Annotated in this window: 26 protein-coding genes and 1 tRNA gene; 14 read left to right on the top strand and 13 right to left on the bottom strand. The window is 71.1% G+C overall.

What is annotated here, in order from left to right; all coding sequences use genetic code 11:
• Window positions 1–23: 23 nt before the first annotated feature.
• Together HQK15_RS00545 and HQK15_RS00550 are read right to left on the bottom strand one after the other, a co-directional pair.
• Window positions 24–1,061 carry a hemolysin family protein gene (locus HQK15_RS00545; protein WP_173489497.1) on the bottom strand — a complete coding sequence of 346 codons (1,038 nt, stop codon included), beginning with the start codon at window positions 1,059–1,061 and terminating at the stop codon, window positions 24–26.
• A complete protein-coding gene (locus tag HQK15_RS00550) occupies window positions 1,054–2,439 on the bottom strand; it encodes a hemolysin family protein (protein WP_173489498.1) in 1,386 nt (461 codons plus the stop codon). Before HQK15_RS00550 ends, HQK15_RS00545 begins: the two co-directional genes overlap by 8 nt.
• A gap of 99 nt (window positions 2,440–2,538) precedes the next feature.
• Here HQK15_RS00550 and HQK15_RS00555 point away from each other — a divergent pair, with 99 nt between their 5' ends.
• The 3 genes from HQK15_RS00555 to mscL all read left to right on the top strand — a co-directional run bounded on the left by HQK15_RS00555 (window position 2,539) and on the right by mscL (window position 3,984).
• Window positions 2,539–2,853 (top strand): FmdB family zinc ribbon protein, encoded by a 315-nt coding sequence (locus HQK15_RS00555; protein WP_173489499.1) that lies wholly within the window; start codon window positions 2,539–2,541, stop codon window positions 2,851–2,853.
• 77 nt (window positions 2,854–2,930) lie between these two features.
• Complete coding sequence (locus tag HQK15_RS00560; RefSeq protein WP_173489500.1) at window positions 2,931–3,521, top strand: SAF domain-containing protein; 591 nt, start codon at window positions 2,931–2,933, stop codon at window positions 3,519–3,521.
• 64 nt (window positions 3,522–3,585) lie between these two features.
• Window positions 3,586–3,984 (top strand): large conductance mechanosensitive channel protein MscL, encoded by a 399-nt coding sequence (gene mscL / locus HQK15_RS00565; RefSeq protein ID WP_173489501.1) that lies wholly within the window; start codon window positions 3,586–3,588, stop codon window positions 3,982–3,984.
• 221 nt (window positions 3,985–4,205) lie between these two features.
• On the opposite strand, the gene HQK15_RS00570 is transcribed toward mscL, so the two are convergent.
• The 4 genes from HQK15_RS00570 to HQK15_RS00585 all read right to left on the bottom strand — a co-directional run bounded on the left by HQK15_RS00570 (window position 4,206) and on the right by HQK15_RS00585 (window position 7,164).
• Window positions 4,206–4,382 carry a hypothetical protein gene (locus HQK15_RS00570; RefSeq protein ID WP_173489502.1) on the bottom strand — a complete coding sequence of 59 codons (177 nt, stop codon included), beginning with the start codon at window positions 4,380–4,382 and terminating at the stop codon, window positions 4,206–4,208.
• Window positions 4,363–5,265 (bottom strand): NAD-dependent epimerase/dehydratase family protein, encoded by a 903-nt coding sequence (locus tag HQK15_RS00575; protein ID WP_173489503.1) that lies wholly within the window; start codon window positions 5,263–5,265, stop codon window positions 4,363–4,365. The genes HQK15_RS00570 and HQK15_RS00575 overlap by 20 nt, the downstream gene beginning before the upstream one ends.
• A gap of 144 nt (window positions 5,266–5,409) precedes the next feature.
• On the bottom strand, window positions 5,410–6,186 hold the full coding sequence (locus HQK15_RS00580) for an HAD-IIA family hydrolase (protein WP_173489504.1): 777 nt from the start codon (window positions 6,184–6,186) through the stop codon (window positions 5,410–5,412).
• A gap of 33 nt (window positions 6,187–6,219) precedes the next feature.
• Window positions 6,220–7,164: a CE1 family esterase gene (locus HQK15_RS00585; protein WP_173489505.1), complete on the bottom strand. Its 945-nt coding sequence runs from the start codon at window positions 7,162–7,164 to the stop codon at window positions 6,220–6,222.
• Window positions 7,165–7,258: 94 nt separating this feature from the next.
• Here HQK15_RS00585 and HQK15_RS00590 point away from each other — a divergent pair.
• Together HQK15_RS00590 and HQK15_RS00595 are read left to right on the top strand one after the other, a co-directional pair.
• Window positions 7,259–7,332 (top strand) — tRNA-Arg (locus HQK15_RS00590).
• Window positions 7,333–7,519: 187 nt separating this feature from the next.
• The gene (locus HQK15_RS00595; protein WP_173489506.1) at window positions 7,520–8,515 is read left to right on the top strand and encodes a DNA topoisomerase IB; all 996 of its coding nucleotides are present in this window, start codon (window positions 7,520–7,522) and stop codon (window positions 8,513–8,515) included.
• 18 nt (window positions 8,516–8,533) lie between these two features.
• Here HQK15_RS00595 and HQK15_RS00600 read toward each other — a convergent pair whose 3' ends face one another.
• The 4 genes from HQK15_RS00600 to HQK15_RS00615 are packed head-to-tail and all read right to left on the bottom strand — an operon-like array spanning window position 8,534 to window position 12,675.
• Complete coding sequence (locus tag HQK15_RS00600) at window positions 8,534–9,874, bottom strand: dihydrolipoyl dehydrogenase family protein (protein ID WP_173489507.1); 1,341 nt, start codon at window positions 9,872–9,874, stop codon at window positions 8,534–8,536.
• 51 nt (window positions 9,875–9,925) lie between these two features.
• The gene (locus HQK15_RS00605; RefSeq protein WP_173489508.1) at window positions 9,926–11,131 is read right to left on the bottom strand and encodes a S8 family serine peptidase; all 1,206 of its coding nucleotides are present in this window, start codon (window positions 11,129–11,131) and stop codon (window positions 9,926–9,928) included.
• Window positions 11,132–11,175: 44 nt separating this feature from the next.
• Window positions 11,176–12,171, bottom strand: a complete 996-nt coding sequence (locus tag HQK15_RS00610; protein WP_173489509.1) for a 1-aminocyclopropane-1-carboxylate deaminase/D-cysteine desulfhydrase — start codon at window positions 12,169–12,171, stop codon at window positions 11,176–11,178.
• Window positions 12,172–12,198: 27 nt separating this feature from the next.
• Window positions 12,199–12,675 (bottom strand): PGPGW domain-containing protein, encoded by a 477-nt coding sequence (locus HQK15_RS00615; protein ID WP_173489510.1) that lies wholly within the window; start codon window positions 12,673–12,675, stop codon window positions 12,199–12,201.
• A 68-nt stretch (window positions 12,676–12,743) separates the two neighbouring features.
• On the opposite strand from HQK15_RS00615, the gene HQK15_RS00620 reads away from it, so the two are divergent.
• Window positions 12,744–14,051, top strand: coding sequence for a class I SAM-dependent methyltransferase (locus HQK15_RS00620; protein WP_173489511.1), 1,308 nt, complete (start codon window positions 12,744–12,746; stop codon window positions 14,049–14,051).
• A 22-nt stretch (window positions 14,052–14,073) separates the two neighbouring features.
• Window positions 14,074–14,877, top strand: a complete 804-nt coding sequence (locus HQK15_RS00625; RefSeq protein ID WP_367649008.1) for a DUF1295 domain-containing protein — start codon at window positions 14,074–14,076, stop codon at window positions 14,875–14,877.
• Window positions 14,878–14,881: 4 nt separating this feature from the next.
• On the opposite strand, the gene HQK15_RS00630 is transcribed toward HQK15_RS00625, so the two are convergent.
• Window positions 14,882–15,571, bottom strand: coding sequence for an iron-dependent transcriptional repressor DtxR (locus tag HQK15_RS00630; RefSeq protein ID WP_173489512.1), 690 nt, complete (start codon window positions 15,569–15,571; stop codon window positions 14,882–14,884).
• A gap of 55 nt (window positions 15,572–15,626) precedes the next feature.
• Here HQK15_RS00630 and HQK15_RS00635 point away from each other — a divergent pair, with 55 nt between their 5' ends.
• The 4 genes from HQK15_RS00635 to HQK15_RS00650 are packed head-to-tail and all read left to right on the top strand — an operon-like array spanning window position 15,627 to window position 19,337.
• Window positions 15,627–16,982: a cryptochrome/photolyase family protein gene (locus HQK15_RS00635; RefSeq protein WP_173489513.1), complete on the top strand. Its 1,356-nt coding sequence runs from the start codon at window positions 15,627–15,629 to the stop codon at window positions 16,980–16,982.
• 10 nt (window positions 16,983–16,992) lie between these two features.
• Window positions 16,993–17,712, top strand: a complete 720-nt coding sequence (locus tag HQK15_RS00640) for a hotdog family protein (RefSeq protein ID WP_173489514.1) — start codon at window positions 16,993–16,995, stop codon at window positions 17,710–17,712.
• Between the two features lie 36 nt (window positions 17,713–17,748).
• Window positions 17,749–19,026, top strand: coding sequence for an MFS transporter (locus HQK15_RS00645; RefSeq protein ID WP_173489515.1), 1,278 nt, complete (start codon window positions 17,749–17,751; stop codon window positions 19,024–19,026).
• Window positions 19,027–19,055: 29 nt separating this feature from the next.
• Window positions 19,056–19,337, top strand: a complete 282-nt coding sequence (locus HQK15_RS00650) for a hypothetical protein (protein ID WP_173489516.1) — start codon at window positions 19,056–19,058, stop codon at window positions 19,335–19,337.
• Between the two features lie 39 nt (window positions 19,338–19,376).
• On the opposite strand, the gene HQK15_RS00655 is transcribed toward HQK15_RS00650, so the two are convergent.
• The gene (locus HQK15_RS00655; RefSeq protein ID WP_173489517.1) at window positions 19,377–20,054 is read right to left on the bottom strand and encodes a DedA family protein; all 678 of its coding nucleotides are present in this window, start codon (window positions 20,052–20,054) and stop codon (window positions 19,377–19,379) included.
• Window positions 20,055–20,160: 106 nt separating this feature from the next.
• On the opposite strand from HQK15_RS00655, the gene HQK15_RS00660 reads away from it, so the two are divergent.
• Window positions 20,161–20,646: a TspO/MBR family protein gene (locus tag HQK15_RS00660; RefSeq protein ID WP_173489518.1), complete on the top strand. Its 486-nt coding sequence runs from the start codon at window positions 20,161–20,163 to the stop codon at window positions 20,644–20,646.
• 28 nt (window positions 20,647–20,674) lie between these two features.
• Window positions 20,675–21,142: an adenylyltransferase/cytidyltransferase family protein gene (locus HQK15_RS00665; protein WP_173489519.1), complete on the top strand. Its 468-nt coding sequence runs from the start codon at window positions 20,675–20,677 to the stop codon at window positions 21,140–21,142.
• A 12-nt stretch (window positions 21,143–21,154) separates the two neighbouring features.
• On the opposite strand, the gene pdxH is transcribed toward HQK15_RS00665, so the two are convergent.
• The gene (pdxH, locus tag HQK15_RS00670; protein WP_173489520.1) at window positions 21,155–21,799 is read right to left on the bottom strand and encodes a pyridoxamine 5'-phosphate oxidase; all 645 of its coding nucleotides are present in this window, start codon (window positions 21,797–21,799) and stop codon (window positions 21,155–21,157) included.
• A 36-nt stretch (window positions 21,800–21,835) separates the two neighbouring features.
• Here pdxH and HQK15_RS00675 point away from each other — a divergent pair, with 36 nt between their 5' ends.
• Entirely contained in the window at window positions 21,836–22,942 is a 1,107-nt protein-coding gene (locus HQK15_RS00675; protein ID WP_173489521.1) for a citrate synthase 2, read from the top strand.
• The last annotated feature ends 29 nt before the right edge of the window (window positions 22,943–22,971 follow it).

Here is a 22,971-nt window from a genome sequence, read left to right on the forward strand (position 1 = left end):
TCCGGCAGGGCGAACTCGCGGCGTCAGGCCCTCTCGGCAGAACGGATCTCGCCGACGAGCTCCTCCAGGACGTCCTCCAGCATGATGACGCCGAGCACCGTGCCACTCGCGTCGGCGACCCGCGCCATGTGCGACCCGCGGCCCTGCATGGTGCGCAGCGCCTCGTAGAGGCCAGACCCGGCGGCGACCGTGGCGAGCGGCCGCAGCCACTTGTCGGCGATCGTCTCGCGACGCGACTCGTCGTCGGTCTCCAGGACGTCCTTGATGTGCAGGTAGCCGGTGATGTCGCCCTCGGCGTCGACGACGGGGAACCGGGAGAAGCCCGTCTCGGCGCAGGCGCGCTCAACGTCGACCGGGGTCGCGCTCGGCGGGATCGTCACCAGGCCGTCGCGGGGCAGCAGCACCCGGTCGACCGTGCCGTCGGAGAAGTCGAGCGCGCCGGAGACGAGGCTGAACTCGTCCTCGTCGAGCAGGCCCTCGCGCCGCGACTCCTCGACCAGTCCGGCGACCTCGTCGTGGGTGTAGGTCGAGGAGACCTCGTCGACGGGCTGCACCCTGAACAGCCGCACGATGATGTTGGCCGCGCCGTTGAGCAGGATCACGAACGGCTTGAGCACGACGACGACGCCGAGCATGAACGGCCCGAGCACCAGCGCGGCCCGGTCGGGCCCGACCAGTGCGAGGTTCTTGGGCACCATCTCACCGAGGACGACGTGGGCACCGACGACCAACGTCATCGCGATGACGAACGAGATCGGGTGGACGAGGCCCTCGGGGACCTGCGCCGCCTCGAAGACCGGCTCCATGAGGTGGGCGATCGCCGGCTCGCCGACCGCGCCGAGACCCAGCGAGCAGATCGTGATGCCCAGCTGCGCCGCCGCCATGACCTGCGTGATGTTCTCGATCGCGCGCATCGCCATCCGGGCCGGACGCGAACCCGCCGCGATCCGCGGCTCCAGCTGCGTCCGCCGTGCGGAGATCAGCGCGAACTCTGCCGCGACGAACAGGGCGTTGAGCGCGAGCAGCACGAACGTCAGCGCGACGCCTCCCCAGTCAGACATGGGCGCTGCTCCCCTCGTCGTCGACGGTCAGCGAGACGCGGTCGATGCGGCGTCCCTCCATCCGCTCGATCGTCAGGGTGACGAGCAGCGGCTCCGGATCGTCCTCGTCGTCCCCCGCCAGCGGGCGGTGCCCCCAATCAGGCGTGCGGTCGAGGCTCAGGCTCACGACGTCGCCGCGGACGCCGATGCGACCGAGCTGCTCGTGGATGAGCCCGGCGATGGTCTCGTAGTCCTCGCCCTCCGGCAGCGCGACGCCCGTCTGCTCCTCGACCTCGTCGGGTCGCAGGAGGCCCGAGAGCGACCACGTGCCGTCGCGGCGGTGCCGGCTGCGGGACGAGAGCCGGTCGTGCTCGTCGGCGATGTCGCCCACGATCTCCTCGACGAGGTCCTCCAGCGTGACGACCCCGTCGGTGCCGCCGTACTCGTCGATCACGACCGCCATCTGCATGCCCTGCTCGCGCAGCACCGACAGCAGCGGGTCGAGCTCGATGCTGTCGGGGACCGTCGTCGCCGGATCCATGATGTCGACGAGGCGAACGTTGCGGCGACGGTCGACCTCGACGCCGACGGCCTGCTTGACGTGGACGATGCCGAGGATGTCGTCGGGGCTCCGGCCGATGACCGGGAACCGCGAGTGACCCGTCTGCCGGGCCGCCTCGATGACGTCGTGGGCCGTGTCGCGCCCCTCGAGGAAGTGCACCCGGACGCGCGGCGTACGGACGTCGGCGGCCGTGCGGTCGCCGAACGCGATGCTGCGGGCCACCAGGTCGGCGGTCTCGTCGTCGATCGCCCCCTCGACGGCGGAGCGGAGCACCAGCGACCGCAGCTCGACGGGCGAGCGGGCCGACCGGAGCTCCTCCTGCGGCTCGACCCCGAGCGCCCGCAGGATGCCGTTGGCCATGCCGTTGAGGAGCCGGATCGGCCAGGCCATGGCCTTGGTGAAGATGCGCTGCGGCAGCTGGGTGAGTGCCGCGGTGCGCTGCGGGAGCGCCAAGGCGAAGTTCTTGGGGACCAGCTCGCCGACGAGCATCGTCACGACGGTGCTCAGCACGAGCGCGACGGCGTAGGAGACCCCCTTGAGCGCCCCGCCCTCGAGGCCGAGCGACTCCAGCGGGTCGTGCAGCAGCTTGCCGATCGCCGGCTCGGCGAGGTAGCCGATCGCCAGGTTGGTGATCGTGATGCCCAGCTGGGCGCCGCTGAGCTGGGTCGACAGCGATCGCAGGGCGACGAGCGTGCCCTGGGCGCCTCGGTCGCCGGCCTCGGCGTCGCGCTCGATCGTGGCGCGGTCGACGGTGACGAAGGAGAACTCCGCGGCGACGAAGACACCGCAGGCCAGCATGAGGAGCAACGAGGTGGCCAGGAGCAGCCATTCGGTCATCGACGGGCTCCGGAAGGACTGTCCCGATGAGGGAGGGGATCGGTCACGGTGTCGCAACTGTACCCTTGAGAGGCAATTCCGATCGAGCGGGAGCAAGTCGTGCCGAAGTACCAGTACCAGTGCAAGGACTGCGGGGAAGCGCTGGAGGTCCAGCAGAGCTTCACCGATGATGCGCTGACCGTCTGCCCCCACTGCGGCGGCGACCTCCGCAAGGTGTTCAACGCCGTCGGCGTCGTCTTCAAGGGCTCCGGCTTCTACAAGACCGACAGCCGTTCCGGGGCGTCGTCGACGACCTCGACGTCGACCACCTCGTCCACCTCGAGCGACAGCAAGCCGGCCAAGACCGAGAGCGCACCGGCCCCCAAGGCCGAGGCCAAGCCGGCCAAGAAGTCCGGGTCCGACTCCGCCGCCTGACCCACCGGTCCCCCCGCTCGCCTGCTGCCTGTGGACGGGGCACGGCACCCGACGCCGGAACTTCCTAGAGTCCCGGCATGGACCGCATCCAGCAGCTCGTCCTCGAGCACCGGCGCCTCCTCGCCGCCCTGTTCACCGGACTCGCCGTCCTCGCCGGCCTGACGTCGTTGCGCTCGTCGCCTGACGGGGTGCGCATCGTGGTGGTCGAGCGCGATCTCCGCAGCGGCCACGTCATCGCCGGCTCCGACCTGCGGACGACGACCGTCCCGCCCGCCGCGGCGCCGGCACACGTCCTCGACCGGGAGGCCGCGGTGGGGCGGCGGGTGGCCGGGCCCATGCGCGCCGGTGAGGCCGTCACGGACTTCCGGGTCGTCCGGGCCGGATCGCTGTCGGGATACGGGCCCGGCGCAGTGCTCACCACGATCCGGGTCGACCGTGCCGACGGCGCCGCCGGCGTTCGGGTGGGCGACCGGGTCGACGTCGTGGCCGTGGATCCCGACGGCGAGAGCGGGGCCGAGGTCGTCGCCCGCGACGTCGAGGTCGTCACGGTGCCCACGGAGGACGACGCCGCGACCGCCCTCGGCGTCGTCACGTCCGAGAAGAACGCCCTCCGGCTGGCCTCCGCGGGCCTTTCGTCACGGTTCAGCATCATCAGCACGACGGGCTAGTGGACGCGGCACGGACCTCGCTAGGGTCGAGGCACCACCACTTCAGACCCACACAGGGGGAACCATGCTCAAGGGATTCAAGGACTTCCTGCTCCGCGGCAACATCGTCGACCTCGCGGTCGCGGTCGTCATCGGCACGGCTTTCACCGCGCTCGTCGGAGCGTTCACCAAGTCGTTCATCGAGCCGCTGCTGGGCGCCATCGGCGGGGGCGGCGAGCTCGGCATGAGCTTCACAGTCAACGACCAGGTCTTCACGGTGGGTGCGTTCATCACCGCCGTCATCACGTTCGTGATCACGGCGGCGGTCATCTACTTCTTCGTCGTGACCCCCATGAAGAAGGTCCAGGAGCGTCTCGCCGCGGGCAAGGTCGAGGCTCCGGTCGCCGTGCCGGAGGACGTACAGCTGCTCCGCGAGATCCGCGACTCGCTGGCCAGCCGGCCGGGGGGCACGACCCAGATCTGACGCCCCCTGGGAGGTGGATCCGCAACCTCACCGCCCTGGGAGGTGGATCCGCAACCTCAGCGTCGGGGTGCAGGTGACTCTGCAACGTCAAGACCCCGGACAAGGTTGCAGATCCACCTCCCGGGCCGGCAAGACCCCGGACAAGGTTGCAGATCCACCTCCTAGGCGGGCCCGACCCCGGACAAGGTTGCAGATCCACCTCCCGGGCAGGCCGGATCTCGCTAGCCGTGGTGGGGCGGGACGTCGCGCAGGAGCTCGTCATCGCGCGACGAACCGCCCCGCTCGCCCCAGCCCTCGTCGGTCTCGTCCGACGTCGTGCTGGGCAGCAGGTCGCCGAGCAGCTCCGCCGCCCGACGCCGACGCTCGCGCTCGGCGCGATCAGGCCCTGACGAGCTCATCGAACCAGTCCGGGGTGAGCTTGGGGTGCGACGGGTGCCAGCCCGTGCGGTCGCTGAACAGCTGCGAGCTGACCCGCTGCGAGCGCGTCAGGATCTCGAGCTTCTCGGCGCCGAGGCGCAGCAGCCACGGCGGCAGGAAGTGCCCCGCCTTGCGACCGGCCGCCAGCGCGATCGTGTCGACGTAGTCACGCCTCTGCACCGGCTCGGAGCCGACGTTGTAGATACCGCCCGGGGCGGTGAGCGCGTGCACGACCGCGGTGCCGACGTCGTCGGGGTGGATGACGTGCATCCACGACAGCTCTTCGCCCAGCCCGATCGACCGACCGGCGGCCGCCCGCCGGAACAGGAACGCCGTGTTGGGATCATCGCCCGTGATGAGTCCGAACCGCAGGCTGACGGACTCTCCCCCGGCTGCAGCGAACGCGCGGACGTTGTCCTCCGCGACGACGACGGGCTCGGTCGCGCGGGTCACGTCGACGGGGCTGTGCTCGTCGATCCAGTCGTCGTCCTGCTCGGCGTAGATGAAGCTCAGGCTCTGCTGGACCATGCGACCGACGCCGGCGCGCTGCGCCGCCTCGGCGACGACGCGCGAGCCGAACAGCCGGATGCGGTCGATGGCCTTGAGCGACCCGGGCCGAAGGGCGGCGCGTCCGACCGGGACCTTGGTGGCGAGGTTGGCGACGGCGTCACAGCCCTGCATGCCGGCGGTCAGCGTCGCGCCGTCGTAGAGGTCTCCCCTCCACGGCTGGGCTCCGGTCGCGGCGACCTGGGCCGCGTGCTCGTCGGTGCGGACGAGTCCGACCACGTCATGTCCTGCATGGTGCAACGCCTCGATGGACGATCGGCCCATCACTCCGCTCGCACCGGTGAGGAAAACCTTCACGTCTCACTCCCTGGTGGGTTCCCCCGGCACGGATGGCCCGGGCGTCCACGTCGGGCCCGGTGGGACCGTCGGCAGATTACGAAACGATAACAAAGAACTCCGCGAAGGTATTACCCGCAGGTAACATTCAGGCGTCCGGAAGGCTCAGCCGACCAGCGGGACGACGTCGGCGATCGAGGCGAACACCTCGGTCGGACGGAACGGGAACCGGTCGACCGCGCCGGCCGGTGTCGAGCCCGTGAGCACCAGGAACGTCCGCAGGCCGGCCTCGAGGCCCGACAGCACGTCGGTGTCCATCCGGTCGCCGATCATGACCGTCGTCTCGGAGTGTGCCTCGATCTGGTTGAGGGCGCTGCGCATCATGAGCGGGTTGGGCTTGCCGACGAAGTAGGGCTCGACGCCGGTCGCCTTGGTGATCAGTGCCGCGACGGAGCCGGTGGCCGGGAGCGACCCGCTGGGCGACGGTCCGGTGGCGTCGGGATTGGTCGCGATGAACCGCGCACCGTTCTCGATCAGCTGGATCGCGCGGGTGATCGCCTCGAACGAGTAGGTGCGGGTCTCCCCCAGCACGACGTAGTCGGGCTCGCTGCTGGTCATGATGTAGCCGACGTTGTGCAGGGCAGTCGTCATGCCGGCCTCGCCGATGACGTAGGCCGTGCCCTCCGGGCGCTGCTCGGACAGGAACTTCGCCGTCGCCAGCGCGGAGGTCCAGATCGCCGACTCGGGCACGTCGATGCCGGCGGCCCGCAGGCGCGCACACAGGTCGCGCGGCGTGAAGATCGAGTTGTTGGTGAGCACGAGGAACTTGCGCCCGGTCTCGCTGAGGCGGTTGATGAAGTCGGCGGCGCCGGGGATGGCCTTCTCCTCGTGCACGAGGACGCCGTCCATGTCGGTCAGCCAGGTCTCGATCGGCTTGGTCATCGCGGCACCCGGATCGACTCGTTCGTCATGCCCCTATTGTCCACCAGCGGGATGCTGATCGAAGAATTCCCAGATGACGTCCGTCGCGTCGACCGGGCTGTCCTGGGTCCGAGACGTCCGCCCCGGTGACATCGGCCCACCACCGGGCCAGCCGTGCACCCCGCCCACGACGGCGTAGATGTCGACGGACGTGCCGTCCTCGCAGCCGGTCCACGCGAAGTGACGCACGGTGTCGGTGGCCCGGGTCGTCGCGCCACCGGACGGGCAGCGGTCGTGCTTCGCCCACTTCGACATGATGTCGTTGACGGGCGGCAGCCGGCCGATCACCGTGTCGGCGCCCTCGTAAGGCACGGTCGTGTCGGCGGTGCCGTGGAAGTAGACGATCGAGGCCGCCGGAGCCTTGCGGCACTTCGGCTCGTAGTAGGGGCCCGACACCGCGGCGTACGCCGTGAACTGCGTCGACGCGTCGCACGCGAGCGCCAGCGTCAGCGCCGAGCCGTTGGAGAACCCCGCCGCGTACGTCCGCGACGAGTCGATGCAGGCGTCCCGCTTGACCTGCTTGACGAGGTCACGGACGAAGGCGAGGTCGGACCGCGGGTTGGTGATCGGCGACCGGAAGTACCACTGCGACACGTCGCCGCGGCCCAGGGGCAGCACCAGGATCGCGTTGTCCCGGTCGGCCATCTCGGCCATGTCGGTCGCCTCGAGCACGGTGCGCGGATCGCCGCCGAGACCGTGGAACATCAGCACCAGCGGGGTTCGACGGGTGGGGTCGTAGCCCGGCGGCACGTGCATCACGTACGACCGCTCACGTCCCCCGGCCACGAGGGTGCGGTCGGTGTCGCCGACGGGCAGCGGACGCGCGGTCGAGCACTGGGGCTGGACGGTCGCGGCCTGGGGCTCGTCGGCCGCCCCGCACGCGACCACGCCTGCGAGGACGAGAACGACGATCGCCGCACCCAGAACCAGTCGCCTCACCGCTCGCGCTCCGGGCGCGACGAGGAGCAGGGACGACTGGACACAAGGGCGATCGTAGGGGCTCGGAGCAAGGACCGATAACCTGACACACGACGCCCTCGTAGCTCAGTCGGATAGAGCGACCGCCTCCTAAGCGGTAGGCCACAGGTTCGATTCCTGTCGAGGGCACAGGAGCACCCTCGGTTCGGCTCGGGACGAGTCGATCGTCGAGAGGGCCATGGCCGCAGACGAGGCGGAGCTCCTCGGCGGGGACATCCCGGACCACCGGCACTCCAGCGCCTCTGACGGGGCCACTGGCGCCCGTAGTCGTCGTGCGCGGTTTCGAGCGGCCAGCCGCGGGTAACCCCTCTGGGCCATGGTCCGCCTCCGACGCACGTCCCCCAGCTCGGCCGGATGGTCGCGCGTGCGGCACGGTCGTGGCTTCCGCTACCTCGACCAGGACGGCGCTCCGCTCGAGCCCGAGCAGGTCGAACGGTGCAAGCTGCTCGTCATCCCCCCGGCCTGGACCGACGTCTGGATCTGCCAGCACGACAACGGCCACCTGCAGGCGGTGGGCACGGACGACGCAGGACGCCGGCAGTACCTCTACCACCCGGGCTGGCGGGAGCGCCGCGACCTGGAGAAGTACGCGCGCATGGAGGGGTTCGCGGCCTCGCTGCTGAAGCACCGCGCCGCGGCCCGGCGCGACCTCGGCGGCGACGAGCTGACCCTCGAGCGGGTCGCCGCCACGGCGTTCAGCCTGCTCGACCTCGGGATGTTCCGGATCGGCTCCGACCGCTACGTGGAGGAGAACGGCAGCTTCGGCCTCACCACCCTCGAGAAGCAGCACGTCCACCCCGAAGGCCGAGGGCTCGCATTCGCGTACGAGGCGAAGTCGGGCCAGCAGGTCGACGTCACGGTGCGTGACGAGCGGGTGCAGGCCGTCCTGGAGCAGCTGCGCCGGCGACGCGGTGGCGGCGACACGCTGCTCGCCTACAAGTCCGGGAGACGCTGGAAGGGCCTGGCGGCCGGCGACGTCAACGCCTACGTCAAGCAGCACCTCGGCGAGGAGTACTCCGCCAAGGACTTCCGCACCTGGCGTGGCACCTCGATCGCGGCGCTCGCCCTGGCGCGCTCCGACGCCGCGACCCCCACCGCGCGCAAGAAGGCTGTCGCCGCCGCGATGCGTGAGGTCTCCGAGCACCTGGGCAACACCCCGGCGATCGCCCGCTCGTCGTACGTCGACCCGCGGGTGGTCGACCGGTTCGAGGACGGCAGCACGGTCGGCGCCGACCATCGCCGGGTCGCTCCCGGAGCGCCGATCAGCCGGACGCTGGAGCGCCAGGTGCTGCGTCTGCTGCGCCGGTCGTGACCCGCCGGCCGAGGTGACCTACAGCGCCGACTCGATCGCCCGCCAGAACGTCGGGTAGGCGTAGATCGTGTTGCGGAGCGTCGCGAGCGGGATCTCGGCCCGCACGGCGACGGCGAGCGCGGACAGCGTCTCCCCGCCGGCCGGTCCGGCGCTGGTCGCGCCGACGATGACGTCGCGGTCGTCGTCGATGACGAGCTTGAGCAGGCCCTCGTGCCCGGGCCCGTGGACGAAGCCGCGGCTGCTGGCCGCGATGTCGGTCGAGCCGATCCGGACGTTGATCCCCTGCTCGCGCGCCTGCTTCTCGGTCATGCCCACGCCGCCGATCTCCGGATCGGTGAAGGTCACTCGCGGGAAGCTCGCGTCGTAGTCGCCCAGCTCCTCGCCGAGGATCGCCCGGGCAGCGCGCTCCGACTGGTACATCGACACGTGCGTGAACGCTCCGCGGCCGGCGATGTCGCCGATCGCCCAGAGACCGTCCTTGACGGCCATCGAGTCGTCGACCGTCAGGAACCGGCCCGCATCGACGCCGACGGTGTCGAGGCCGATGTCGTCGAGGCGGGACCGGCGGCCGGCCGCGACCAGGACCCGCTCGGCCTCATAGGTCACGTCGCCGCAGGTGACGTGGAAGACCTCGCCGTCGTGCGCGACGGCGTCGATCGAGATGCCGGCATGGACGCCGATCCCCTCCGCCTCGAGGACGGAGGTGATCAGCTCGGACGACTCGGGCTCCTCGACGCCGAGGATGCGGGGACCCACCTCCAGCACGGTCACCTCGGTGCCGAAGCGGGAGAAGGCCTGGGCGAGCTCGAGGCCGATCGCACCGCCACCGATCACGATCATCGACGCCGGGGCTGCCTCGGCCTTGAGGATCTCGCGGTTGGTCCAGTACGGGGTGCCGGCGAGCCCGTCGATCGGCGGGACGGCCGCCGTGGTGCCGGTGTTGAGCACGACGCCCTTGGCCGCGACGAACGTCTCGTCGCCGACCGTCACGCGGCGGTCACCGTCGAGCCGGCCGTGGCCGCGCACCAGGCGCGCGCCGGCCGCCGTGACCCGGTCGGCCGCGACGGTGTCGTCCCAGTCGTCGGTGGCCTCGTCGCGGATGCGGCGGGCCACGAGCGAGAAGTCCGGCTCGACGGTCGTGGTGCCCGCGACCCCCGCGGCACGGCGCGACTCGGCCAGTAGGTTGGCGGCGCGGATGAGCATCTTGGAGGGGATGCAGCCCCAGTAGGGGCACTCACCGCCCACGAGCTCGGCCTCCACGGCCACGACGTCGAGACCCGCCTTCGCGAGTCGACCGACCAGCGCCTCCCCACCGGGACCGAGACCGACGACGACGACGTCACACGAGATGTCAGGCATGCTGCCATCCTCTGACATCGCGGCGCCCCGCACCAGCGTGGGGTCGGCGGATCAGCGGCCGTAGAGCATGCGCTGGGTGTTGAGCCGGCCGAAGCCCGTCCGCCGGTCGTAGCCGGCCGCGCCCACGTCGTCGGCCTTGGCGGTCACGGCTGCCGCGACGTCCGAGGCCCTCCACCCCGGGCCGATGCGTGAGACGAGGATCGCGGCCGAGGCTGCCACGTGCGGCGCCGCCATCGACGTGCCGTCGAGGAAGCAGTAGCTCGTCCGGGCGGGGCACCCGAGCTCTGCGGGCGGGCTGTAGATCGTCGTCGAGACGATGTCGCTCCCCGGTGCGACGACGTCGACGAACGAGCCGCAGCTGGAGTACGACGCGATCGCACCGGACCGGTCGAGGGCGCCGACCCCGATGACACCGGGATAGGCCGCCGGGTAGGTCGTCCTCGAGCTGCCGAAGGCCGGGCAGCCGCTGTTGCCCGCCGCCGCCACGACCACGACGTTGCTGCGCTGGGCGTAGGCGACGGCCTCACGGCTTGCGGTGTCGGCCTGGGTCGTGCTGAGGGACAGGTTGATGACGTCCGCACCGTGGTTGACGGCCCAGACGATGCCCCGCGCCACGTCTGCTGTGCTGCCCACCCCGTCGCGGTCGAGCACCCGGACGGGCAGGATCCTCGCCGACGGTGCGAGACCGGCGACACCGCGACGGTTGTCGGCGACCGCTGCGATCGTGCCCGCCACGTGGGTGCCGTGGCCGTTGGTGTCCTCCGACGACGTGCCGGGGTCGACGAAGTCGCGACCGGCGAGCAGCCGCCCGGCGAGGTCTCGGTGCGTCCTGCGGACGCCGCTGTCGATGACGGCCACCACGGTGCCCTTGCCGCGGGACTTGCGCCACACGGTCTCGGCCTTGAGCTGGGTCAGGGCCCACTGCTGCGGCCGGAAGGGATCGTTGGTCGCCGCGGCCCGGACCGGGTGGGCGAGGTCGACACCGATCGTCGACGTCTGCGCGAGGGCCGCCCTGATCAGGTCACGGGCGCTCGCGAGGGACGACGTGCGTCGGCTCGTGATGATCGGGCCCTCCGCCGAGGCACGGGTCGTGACGACCTCGAGGGGGACGCCCGCCACCGCCGTCGAGAGGATCCGTTCGACCTCGGCCGTGACGCCGTCCCCGGCCTGCGCAGGCGGGAGCACGCCGGCCGTGACGCCGCACGCGAGCACGAGGACGGACAGGACCCGCGATGCCGTCGATCTCAGGAGTGCCACGCTGGTTCAACGCTTGCGTGTCACCCGGGGTTACGCCGGACCTGTCACGCCTCGGGACGCGGACCGTGGGTCTGGAGGAACAGCACCGGGCCGTCGAGGTCCCGGCCGAGGGTGCGGACGGCTCCCAGCGCCTTCGCCGTGTAGACCGGCTCGAGCTCGAGGTCGATCCCGGCGGCGCGGTCGAGCGCGGCCTGCCCGTCGGCGGTGGTGGCGCCGTACGTCGCGCCCATCCACTCGTCGCTGGCCGTGAGGTCGTCCGGGCCGAGGTCGATCGAGACGTCGGCGCCCCGGTCGCGCAGCAGCGCAGCCGTCCGGTTCGCGAGGCGGCTGACGGTCACGGCGTCGAGCCGGAACGAGTCGTTGACCACCACGCCGAGCACCCGGGTGCGCAGGCCGGCGAGGCGAAGCCCCAGCAGCAGGCCGGCGGCCGTTCCTCCCGATCCGACCGCGGTGACGATCGTCGCCGGCTCGGGCATCAGGCCCGCCTCGACCTGCGCGGCGATCTCGAGGGACGCCTCGACGTAGCCGAGGCTGCCGACCGGCGACGACCCACCGGCCGGCAGGTAGTACGGCAGCCGGGGCGGCGACCGCAGCGACCACGACGCGTGCCGGGCGAGGATCCACGGGGCGGCGACCTTCAACCGGCCGACCGACGGGTAGCGGTGCAGCGTCGCGCCGGACGCGTCCAACCGTCGCAGCTGCTCGCGCACGTGGTCGTCGACGGGTTGATCGACGAGTCCGAGGACCGTGTGGAGGCCGTGCTCGCGGCCGTACAGTGCCGCCGCCAGGCCCCAGTGGGTGCCGATCCCGCCGACCGTGAAGAGCGTGCTCGTGCCTCTGCGGTGCGCCTCGGGGATGATCCACTCCAGCTTGCGGACCTTGTTGCCGCCCCACGCGCCGTCACCGAAGACGCCCTCGTCCTTGATCCACACCTCGGCGTCGAGGTCGAGGCCGTCCAGGCGCCTGACCGGCGTCGGCGCGGTGCCCAGCGCGACGTGAGGCAGGTCGGCGTCCGGGAAGCGGTCACCCAGTCGGGTCATGAGCGCCACTCTAGGCCGGGCCCGGCCCTACGAGCGGGACGAGCCGCTCGTGGATCGGGGCTCGCGCCACCGCACGATGCTGAAGACCAGCAGGCCGAGCGCTGCCGCGGCGGACACCCACAGCCCGAGAGCCGTGACCCAGCCCGCCGCAGGCAGCTGGGGGCCGAACCCGACGCCGAGCACGGAGAACTCCGGGATCTCCGGCTTCGCCCACCAGACGCCACCGAGGAACACGAGCCACAGCACGCCGAGGACGCTGAGGACGATGCGCGGCCAGGTGGCGACGCCGAACTTCGCGGCCTCGATCGCCCGACGCTCGAGCGGGTCGAGGATCTTCTGCGCCCACACGTAGCGCCGCGACAGCAGCGCGATGCCGGCGACCAGCACGAGCGTGCCGGGGCCGGGCGCAGGCATCATCACGATGCCGACCGGCACCAGGATCCATCCGAGGATCTCCGTGCCCGTGCGCTGGAACCACCCCTTGACCGCGGCTCCTACGCTCATGAGAACAGTCTGCCGCATCACATGAATTCGGATGGCGCAACCCGCGGCTCACCGGTTGACTGGAGGATGTGAACATCGCATCCTCCCTCCTCTCGCTCGCCGAGGAGACCCTCGGCCTGACGCTCCCGATCCGCCTGCACGCGTGGGACGGCAGCGAGGCCGGCGTGCCCGGCGCCCCGGTCGTCGTGATCCGCAACAAGCGGGCCCTGCGCCACATCATCTGGAAGCCGGGCGAGCTGGGCGTCGCGCGGGCGTACGTCCAGGGCGACCTCGACGTCGAGGGTGATCTCGGTGACGGCCTGCGCGCGATGTGGAACGCGGTGCGCGACGCGCGCGCCGCCGACGCGACCGCGGGACGGCCGAAGATCGGCCCGAAGCAGGTCGCCAAGGGCGCCGCCCTGGCGGTGCGCCTCGGTGCGATCGGCAAGCGTCCGCCGGCGCCGGCGGCCGAGTCGAACCTCACCGGTGAGCTGCACAGCAAGGAGCGCGACCAGGCCGCGATCTCGCACCACTACGACCTGTCGAACGACTTCTACGAGCTGATCCTCGACCCCAACATGGCCTACTCGAGCGGCTTCCACGTGACGCCCGAGATGACCCTCGAGGAGGCGCAGACCGCCAAGCTGCACCTGATCTGCAAGAAGCTCGGTCTCAAGCCCGGCATGAAGATGGTCGACATCGGGTCCGGCTGGGGCTCGCTGACCCTGTTCGCCGCCGAGCACTACGGCGTCCACGTCACCGGCGTGACGCTGTCGGTCGAGCAGCGCGACTACGTGATGGGCAAGGCCGCCGAGCGTGGTCTCGCCGACAAGGTCAACGTCAGCCTGCGCCACTTCCGCGACCTCGAGGCCTCCGGCGTCGCCGACAACGGCATCGACGCGATCGCGTCGATCGAGATGGGCGAGCACGTCGGCGACGCCGAGTACGTCGTCTTCGTCGACTCGATCTACCGCTACCTCAAGCCCGGTGGACGCGCGCTCATCCAGCAGATGTCGCGCAGCAACGACGCCCCCGGCGACAGCCCCGGCGGCGGACCGTTCATCGAGACCTACATCGCCCCGGACATGCACATGAAGCCCCTGGCCAAGACGATCGGCCTCATCGCCGCGTCGGGCCTGGAGATCCGCGACGTCCAGGCGATGCGCGAGCACTACCCGCAGACCGTCGCCGGCTGGGCCCAGAAGCTCGAGGACAGCTGGGACACCGCGGTCAAGCTCATCGGCGAGGAGAACGCCCGGGTGTGGCGGCTCTACCTCGTCGGCGGTGCGCTGGCGTTCGAGGAGAACCGCATGGGTGTCGACCAGATCCTGTCGGTCAAGCCCACCGCGCGAGGCGTCAGCAGCATGCCGACCTCCCCGCTCGACTGGCTGACCTGAGCACGACTGACATGATCGACGCGTGATCACCAACGACCTGTCCCAGTCCGGCGCGGCCCTCCTCGGAGGGCTCGCGGTCGTCGTCGCCTTCATGGGCGTCGGCCTCGCGATCGCGCAGCGGCAGAAGAAGCTGACCGTCGTCGACACGATGTGGGGCATCGGGTTCGTCCTGGTGGCCGCCGAGACCGCTCTGGTGTCGTCGGGTGGGGACGGAGACTCGTCCCTGCGCTGGATCCTGCTCGCGATGGTGGGCGTGTGGGGACTGCGCCTCGCGTGGCACCTGCACCGCCGCAACTCCGGGCAGGCCGAGGACCCGCGCTACCAGGCGCTGGCCGACGAGGACGGTCGCTCGTTCACCCAGGTCGCCCTGATGCGGGTGTTCCTGCCGCAGGGGATCGCGATGTTCCTGGTCGCGACACCGATCATGATCGGCGCCAACAACGAGGAGATCAGCACCCCGTTGCTGGTCGCCGGACTCGTCGTCTGGGCGATCGGCTTCTTCTTCGAGGCGGTCGGCGACGCACAGCTCGCGGCGTTCAAGGCCGACCCGGCCAACAAGGGCCAGCTGATGGACCAGGGCCTGTGGCGCTACACGCGGCACCCCAACTACTTCGGCGACGCCTGCGTGTGGACCGGCATCTGGATCGTCGTCGCCGGCTCCGGCGCGGGCCTGGCCACGGTCATCAGCCCGATCGCGATGACGGTGTTCCTCACGAAGGTCACCGGCGCCGCGCTCAACGAGAAGGGCATGAAGAAGAGCAAGCCCGGCTACGACGAGTACGTCCGTCGGACGTCCGGCTTCATCCCGCTCCCGCCCAAGAAGTAACCCGTCAGGCGGAGACGAAGATGTGGGCCGCGGCCTCGGCGTCGATCTCGGCGGTCTCGCCCTGGCGGGCGACGACGACACCGTCGTGGCCCTGCGACACCAGCACGTCGTTGCCCGGCAGCGCCCCCACGCGGCGGAGCACCGACATGACCTCGGTGTCCTTCTGGAGCTCCTCGGCGATGCGGCGGACGACCAGGCGGGTCGGCTCGGTGGCGCCCCGCACGGCGGCGGTCATCGACTTGACGCCGGTGAGGAACTCGGCCTCCTCACCGGTCTCGCCGAGCTCGGCCAGGCCGGGGATCGGGTTGCCGTAGGGCGACTCGGTGGGGTGCTGGAGTATCTCGACGAGGCGGCGCTCGACCTGCTCGGACATCACGTGCTCCCAGCGGCACGCCTCCTCGTGGACGTACTCGATCTCGAGGCCGATGATGTCGATCAGGAGGCGCTCGGCGAGACGGTGCTTGCGCATCACGCGGGTCGCGAGCTGACGGCCCTTCTCGGAGAGCTCGAGGTGCCGGTCTCCCTCCACGGCCAGCAGACCGTCGCGCTCCATGCGCGCCACGGTCTGGCTGACGGTCGGACCGCTCTGGTGGAGGCGCTCGGCGATGCGCGCCCGCAGGGGCACGATGCCTTCCTCCTCCAGCTCGTAGACCGTGCGGAGGTACATCTCGGTGGTGTCGATCAGCTCGCTCACTCGTCCATTGTTCCACGACCTGCGGCTTCTCCCGCCACCCCGCACAATGGACCGCATGCCGACGTCCGTCATGTGGTTCCGAACCGACCTGCGCCTGCACGACCAGCCGGCTCTCCGCACAGCGATCGAGCACGGCCCCGACGGGGTCGTCCCGCTGCTGGTGCTGGACGACCGCTACTGGGGACCCGGCGCCTCGACCCGCCAGGCCTACCTCGTGCGGCTCCTGCACGAGTTCGACGACCGCATCGGCGGACTGCACATCGTGCACGGCGACCCGGTGTCCGAGGTCCTGCGCGTCGCGCGCCAGGTCGAGGCCGACACGGTGCACGTCTCGGCCGACTACACGCCGATGGGCGCCGAGCGCGACACCGACGTCGAGGCGGCCCTCGCCGAGCACGACATCCGCCTCGTCCGCACCGGATCGCCGTACGCCGTGGCACCCGGTCGGGTCACCAAGGACGACGGGACGGGCTATCGCGTCTTCACGCCGTTCTTCCGCGCCTGGCAGCAGCACGGGTGGCGGCAGCCCGCCCCGCCGGCCGACGACGTGCCGTGGCTGCGGCCGGGCGGTCGTACGCACCGCATCCCCGAGGCCGCGGTGCCCGACGGCATGACCCTGCCGCCGCACGGTGAGCGGGCCGCGCTGGAGCGGTGGCAGGAGTTCCTCGCGGACGACGTCGCCGACTACGACTCCGCCCGTGACCTGCCCGGTCCCGATCGCACGTCGCGGATGTCGGTGCACCTCAAGTGGGGCACCATCCACCCCCGCACGATGCTGGCCGACCTCGCTCCCCTGCGCTCTGACGGAGCTGCGGCGTACGCCCGCGAGCTCGCGTTCCGCGAGTTCTACGCCGACGTGCTGCACCAGCGCCCCGACTCGGCGTTCGGCTACTACAACCGGACGTTCGAGCACATGGAGTACGACCAGCCGGGCGACGACCTCGAGGCATGGAAGACCGGGCGCACGGGCATCCCGATCGTCGACGCCGGCATGCGCCAGCTGCTGGGCGAGGGCTGGATGCACAACCGCGTGCGCATGATCGTGGCGAGCTTCCTGGTCAAGGACCTGCACCTGGAGTGGCAGCACGGCGCCAAGCACTTCCTCGACCTGCTCGTCGACGCCGACATTGCGTCCAACCAGCACGGCTGGCAGTGGGTCGCCGGGTCCGGCACCGACGCGTCGCCCTACTTCCGGATCTTCAACCCCATGACGCAGGGCAAGAAGTTCGACCCGGAGGGTGAGTACGTGCGCCGCTGGGTGCCCGAGCTCGCCGACGTGCCGTCCAAGCACGTGCACACGCCCTGGGAGCTCGCCGAGCCTCCCGCGGACTACCCGGCCCCCCTCGTCGACCACGCCGAGGAACGCGCCGAGTCGCTGCGCCGTTACGAGGCGATCCGCCCCGCTCGATAGGTTGGTCGCCATGGTGACGATCCCGGCGCAGTTCAACGGACCAGACCACTCCGGCAACGGCGGCTACGTCGCCGGCATGCTGGCTGCCGAGCACGGCGGACCCGGTCCGGTCACCTCGACGCTGCGCCTGCCACCTCCGCTCGACGTCCCGCTCAGCTGGGAGCACGACACGCACCACGACGGCGAGATCGTCCGACTCCTCACCGCCGGCGGTGCCGTGGTCGGCGAGGCCACACCGGGCACGTTCACCCGGGACGTCCCCGCCGTCCCGACGGACGCCGAGGCAGCGACGGGCCTCGCGGCCTACCCGGGGTTTCACCACCACCCCTTCGACCGCTGCTTCACGTGTGGGACCGCGCGCGAGGACGGCGACGGCCTGCGCCTGTTCACCGGTCCGATCGGCGACGGCCGGACCGCCGGACCCTGGACTCCTCACGCCGCGTTCGGCCACACCGACGGGCTGCTCGACGTGCCGACGACGTGGGCCGCGCTCGACTGCCCCGGCGGGTGGGCGGCCGACTTCACCCAGCAGACCATGGTGCTGGGACGCATGACCGCCGAGGTCGTCCGTGCGCCCCGCGCGGGCGAGCCCCTGCTCGCGGCCGGCGAGCTCGACGAGCGTGACGGCCGCAAGTTCCTCACGAGCACCGCGCTCTACACCCCGGATGGCGAGCTGCTCGGCCGCGCCGAGCAGGTGTGGATCGAGGTCGACCCGGCAGGCTTCCGCTGACGTGGCTCCGGGAGTCGCGGCGTAACGTTCTCTGACGTGCCGCGGCTCTCCCACCTCCTCGCCGACACCCGGCCACTGCGCAACCATCACTTCCGGCGGCTCTGGATCGCCAACATCATCACGGTGATCGGCGCCCAGCTCACGGTCGTCGCCGTGCCCGCCCAGCTCTATGCCGACACGGGCGAGTCGTTCTACGTCGGGCTCGCCGGTGTGTTCGGCCTGGTGCCACTCGTCGTGTTCGGGCTCTACGGCGGCGCGCTCGCCGACGTCTTCGACCGGCGCACCCTGCTCGTCATCACGACCGTCGGCCTGATCGTGACGAGCGCCCTGTTCTGGGCCCAGGCCGCCGCCGGCAGCACCAACGTGTGGCTGCTGCTGTCGCTGTTCTCGGTGCAGCAGGCCTTCTTCGCGGTCAACCAGCCGACCCGCAGCGCCGTCATCCCCAAGCTCATCGAGCCCGAGCTGCTGCCTGCTGCCAACTCGCTCAACATGACGGTCACGATGGCAGGCGCGATCGCCGGCCCGCTGGTCGCCGGCGTCCTGATCCCGGTCATCGGGTTCGAGTGGATGTATCTCATCGACACCCTGACCCTGTTCGCCACCCTCGGTGCCGTGCTGCGGCTGCCGAGCCTCAAGGTGCTCGACGCGGCGACCGCCGTGCCCGGCATCCGCGCCGTCATCGACGGATTCGTCTACCTGCGCACCCAGCCCGTCCTGATGATGTCGTTCGTCGTCGACCTCATCGCGATGGTGTTCGGCATGCCGCGGGCGCTGTTCCCCGAGATCGCCCACCTGTCGTTCGACGGGCCGGACGACGGCGGGATCGTGTTTGCCCTGCTGTTCGCCGCGATCCCCGCCGGGGCGGTCATCGGCGGCGTGTTCAGCGGCTGGGTGTCGAAGATCGAGCGGCAGGGCCGTGCCGTCGTCATCTGCATCGTCGTCTGGGGCCTCGCGATGGCGGGGTTCGGCATCGCGGTGGCCCTGGCCGACCGTTGGATGACGCCGATGCTCGTCGTCGCGCTCGCCATGCTGGTCGTCGGCGGTGCAGCGGACATGGCATCAGCTGCCTTCCGCAGCAGCATGCTGCAGGCGGCTGCCGACGACGCGATGCGCGGACGCCTGCAGGGCGTGTTCATCGTCGTGGTGGCCGGCGGCCCCCGCATCGCCGACACCCTGCACGGCGCGACGGCCGCCGCGGTCGGCACCGCGGCGGCAGCAGCCGGCGGCGGCGTGCTGGTCGTGGTCGGCGTCGTGATCGCCTCCCTGGCCGTCCCCTCGTTCGTCCGCTACCGGATCACCCGCACCGCCGCCTGACCGCCTCGGCCCCCTGCCACACTGAGGCCGTGGCCCGTCGCGAGCTGAGCATCGAGCAGGTCCAGCGCTGGGTCGTGTCGTTCCTGATCCTGGCGGTCGCCTCGTTCCCGCTGGGAGCACTGACCGCCGTGTCCGACTCGATCGTGGACGACGGTCGGCGTGGTGACGCCGTCCTGCTGATCGTGGTCATGGCGGCCCTGGGCGTGCTGGCGCTCGGCGCGATACGCCTGGTGCACCGCCGCCCGGTGCTGTCGCCGTGGCTGGCGTGCGGCGCCGTCCCTGCCGTGGCCGCCGCGCTGCTGGTGCTCTAGCTTCCAGCGGCTCGGGGTTCCACCGGCTCGGGCGAGCCGTCAGACCCGGGGCTCGCCGACCAGCGGGGAGAACGTCGGGCGGCGCGGCATGACGCCCGTCGCCAGCTCGAGCGACGCCGTGTCGGGTGCGGCCTGCGCGGGACGCACCCCGATGACCGTGCGGACCACCAGCACCGGCACGACGACCAGCGCGAGCAGCACGACCAGCAGCCACGAGGCCCGGCCGAACGCGTCGTTGGTGGCGGCGGTCAGCCCGGCGACGACCGAGCCGCCGCCGACGTACGCGGACGACCACAGTGCGGATCCGGCGATCGAGGCGACGGCGAAGCGTCGGTACTCCAGGCCCGAGGCGCCCGCCGCGGCCGGCGTCAGGGTGCGGATGACGGGCACGAGGCGGGTCGCGAAGATCGCCACTCCACCGCGGCGTCGCAGCAGGTCGGTCGCGCGGTCGAAGTGGTGCCGCCCCAGGCGCTGCACGGCGCGGGTCTCGCGCAGCGCGTCGCCGTAGCGGCGACCGAGCAGGTAGCCGACGTGATCGCCGAGGCTCGCGCCGATCATGACCGCCACGCCGAGCAGCACCATCTGCGTGGGTGATCCCAGCGTCGCGGCGAGCACGACGACCGCGGTCTCGCCGGGCAGGAGCATCCCGAGCCCCAGCCCCGACTCCGCGAAGGCAAGACAGAAGCCCAGTCCGAGTGTCAGAGCGATTCCAGTCATGCACCCACCGTGCGAGACCGATACGTCGACCAGCCGGAGACGAGGTGGCTCACAGGTGAACATCGCCGGACGTGCGCGAGGCGCCGGGGCGTGATGCGATCGGAGCATGAGCACGCTCACCCCCCAGACCCGTCAGCCCCGCGCCCGTGGCCCCCTCGTCCTGCTCGGGCTTCTCGTCGCGTCGTTCGCGGTCGCCGCGATCGGCGGCCTCGCGACGGCCGGCAACGTCGACGGCTGGTACGCCACGGCCGACAAGCCACCGTTCAACCCGCCGAACTGGCTGTTCGCGCCCGTGTGGACGGCGCTGTACGCCGCGATGGCCGTCGCGGCGTGGCTGGTGTGGCGCCGCGGCGGCGACCTGCGCCTGTGGTGGGTGCAGCTGGCGCTCAACCTGGCATGGACGCCGGTCTTCTTCGCCGCCGAGCTGCTGTGGCCCGCGCTCGTCGTGATCGTCCTGCTCGACCTGGCCGTCGCGGCGACGTTGGTCATGTTCTGGCGCACCGACCGGGTCGCCGGCGCCCTGTTCGTCCCCTACCTGGCCTGGGTGCTCTTCGCGACGGCCCTCAACGCGTCGATCGCCGCGCTCAACTAGGTCCGGCACGACTGACTAGGGTGGGTCCATGACGACGGTGCTGACCTACGGGACGTTCGACCTGTTCCACATCGGCCACCTCAACCTGATCAACCGGCTGGCCGAGCTCGGCGACCGGCTGGTCATCGGGGTGTCGACCGACGAGTTCAACGCCGGCAAGGGCAAGAAGTCGATCGTGTCCTACGAGGACCGGGCCCGGATCGTGTCGAGCATCAAGGGCGTCGACCTGGTCGTGCCCGAGACGTCGTGGGAGCAGAAGGTCTCCGACATCAAGGCGCACGACGTCGACGTGTTCGCGATCGGCGACGACTGGCGCGGCAAGTTCGACGAGCTCAAGGAGCTGTGCGACGTCGTCTACCTGTCACGCACCGACGGCATCTCGAGCACCGAGATCAAGCAGATGCTCCGCGTCCTCGACCCGAGCCACATCACCGAGATGCAGGACGCGCTCTCGGTCATGAGCCGCCTGCTCGAGCACTACCGCGACCTGACCTGACGGCGCGAGGTCTCAGGGCGCGAGGCGCTCGCGGACCCACCCGCCGGGCACCTGGGTGAAGCGGATGCGATCGTGCAGACGGCTGACGCGCCCCTGCCAGAACTCGATCGACTCGACCGCGACGCGGTAGCCGCCCCAGACCGGCGGACGGACGACGTCGTGCCCCTCGAAGACCTGCTCGACCTCGACCACCCGCTGCTCCAACGCCTCTCGGCCCGCGATCGGACGCGACTGCGGAGACGCGACGGCGCCGATCTGCGAGCCGCGGGGACGCGACGAGAAGTAGGCGTCGGACTCGGCGTCGTCGAGGCGGGTGACAGAGCCCTCGACCCGGACCTGGCGCTGCAGGGGGTGCCACAGCATCGTGGCGGCGGCCCGGGGGTTGGCCGCGAGCTCGAGGCCCTTGCGCGACTCGTAGCCGGTGAAGAACGAGAGGCCCCGCTCGTCGAGACCCTTGAGCAGGACGATGCGGACGGACGGCCGACCGTCAGGCGTCGCGGTCGCCAGCGCCATGGCGTTCGGCTCGTGCACCTTCGCCGCCACCGCCTCCTCGAGCCAGCGCCCGAACAGGGCCAGCGGATCGTCGCCGGCGGCCGTCTCGTCGAGGCCGTCGCGGGCGTACTCCTCACGCATCCGGGCCAAATCAGGGGTCTCCATGTGCCCAAGGTAATGGCGCAGGGCAGAATGCACCGTATGACTGAAGTGCACCACGGACTTGAAGGCGTCATCGCGTTCGAGAGCGAGATTGCCGAACCTGACAAGGAAGGGTCTGCGCTTCGCTATCGCGGCGTCGACATCGACGACCTCGTCGGGCGCGTCCCCTTCGAGAAGATCTGGGGCCTCCTGGTCGACGGGACGTACGATCCCGGTCTGCCGCCCGCCGAGCCGTTCCCGATCCCCGTCCACTCCGGCGACATCCGCGCCGACGTCCAGAGCGCCATCGCGCTGACGGCCCCCGCCTGGGGCATGAAGCAGCTCTACGACATCGACGACACCCAGGCACGAGAGGATCTCGCCCGCACCGCGGTCATGGTCCTGTCCTACGTCGCCCAGGCCGCTCGCGGCGTCGGGCAGCCGATGGTCCCGCAGGCCGAGATCGACAAGTGCTCGACGATCACCGAGCGCTTCCTGACGCGCTGGCGTGGCGAGGTCAACCCCGACCACGTCAAGGCCATCGACGCCTACTGGGTCTCCGCGGCCGAGCACGGCATGAACGCCTCGACCTTCACGGCCCGCGTCATCGCCTCCACGGGCGCCGACGCTGCCGCTGCGCTCTCGGGTGCGGTCGGCGCGATGTCGGGGCCCCTGCACGGCGGCGCCCCGGCCCGCGTGCTGACGATGATCGAGGCCGTCGAGAAGTCCGGCGACGCCGAGAAGTACGTCAAGGAGCAGCTTGACGCCGGAGAGCGCCTGATGGGCTTCGGCCACCGCGTCTACCGCGCGCAGGACCCCCGGGCCCGCACGCTGCGCCGTACGGCCAAGGAGCTCAACGCTCCCCGCGCCGAGGTCGCCATCGCGCTCGAGGAGGCCGCGCTCAAGGAGCTCAAGGAGCGTCGTCCCGACCGCGTGCTCGAGACCAACGTCGAGTTCTGGGCCGCGATCATCCTCGACTACGCCGAGATCCCGCCGCACATGTTCACGGCGATGTTCACCTCCGCCCGCACCGCCGGGTGGAGCGCGCACATCCTGGAGCAGAAGCGCACCGGACGTCTGATCCGTCCCTCCGCGATCTACACCGGCCCGGCCTCGCGCCGCGCCGACGAGGTCGAGGGCTGGAACCCGGACTGGGCCAACAGCTGACCCTGCACCGCCACTGAGACGAGAAGATC

The sequence above is a fragment of the Aeromicrobium stalagmiti genome (assembly GCF_013283745.1).
Classification (GTDB): Bacteria; Actinomycetota; Actinomycetes; order Propionibacteriales; family Nocardioidaceae; genus Aeromicrobium; species Aeromicrobium stalagmiti.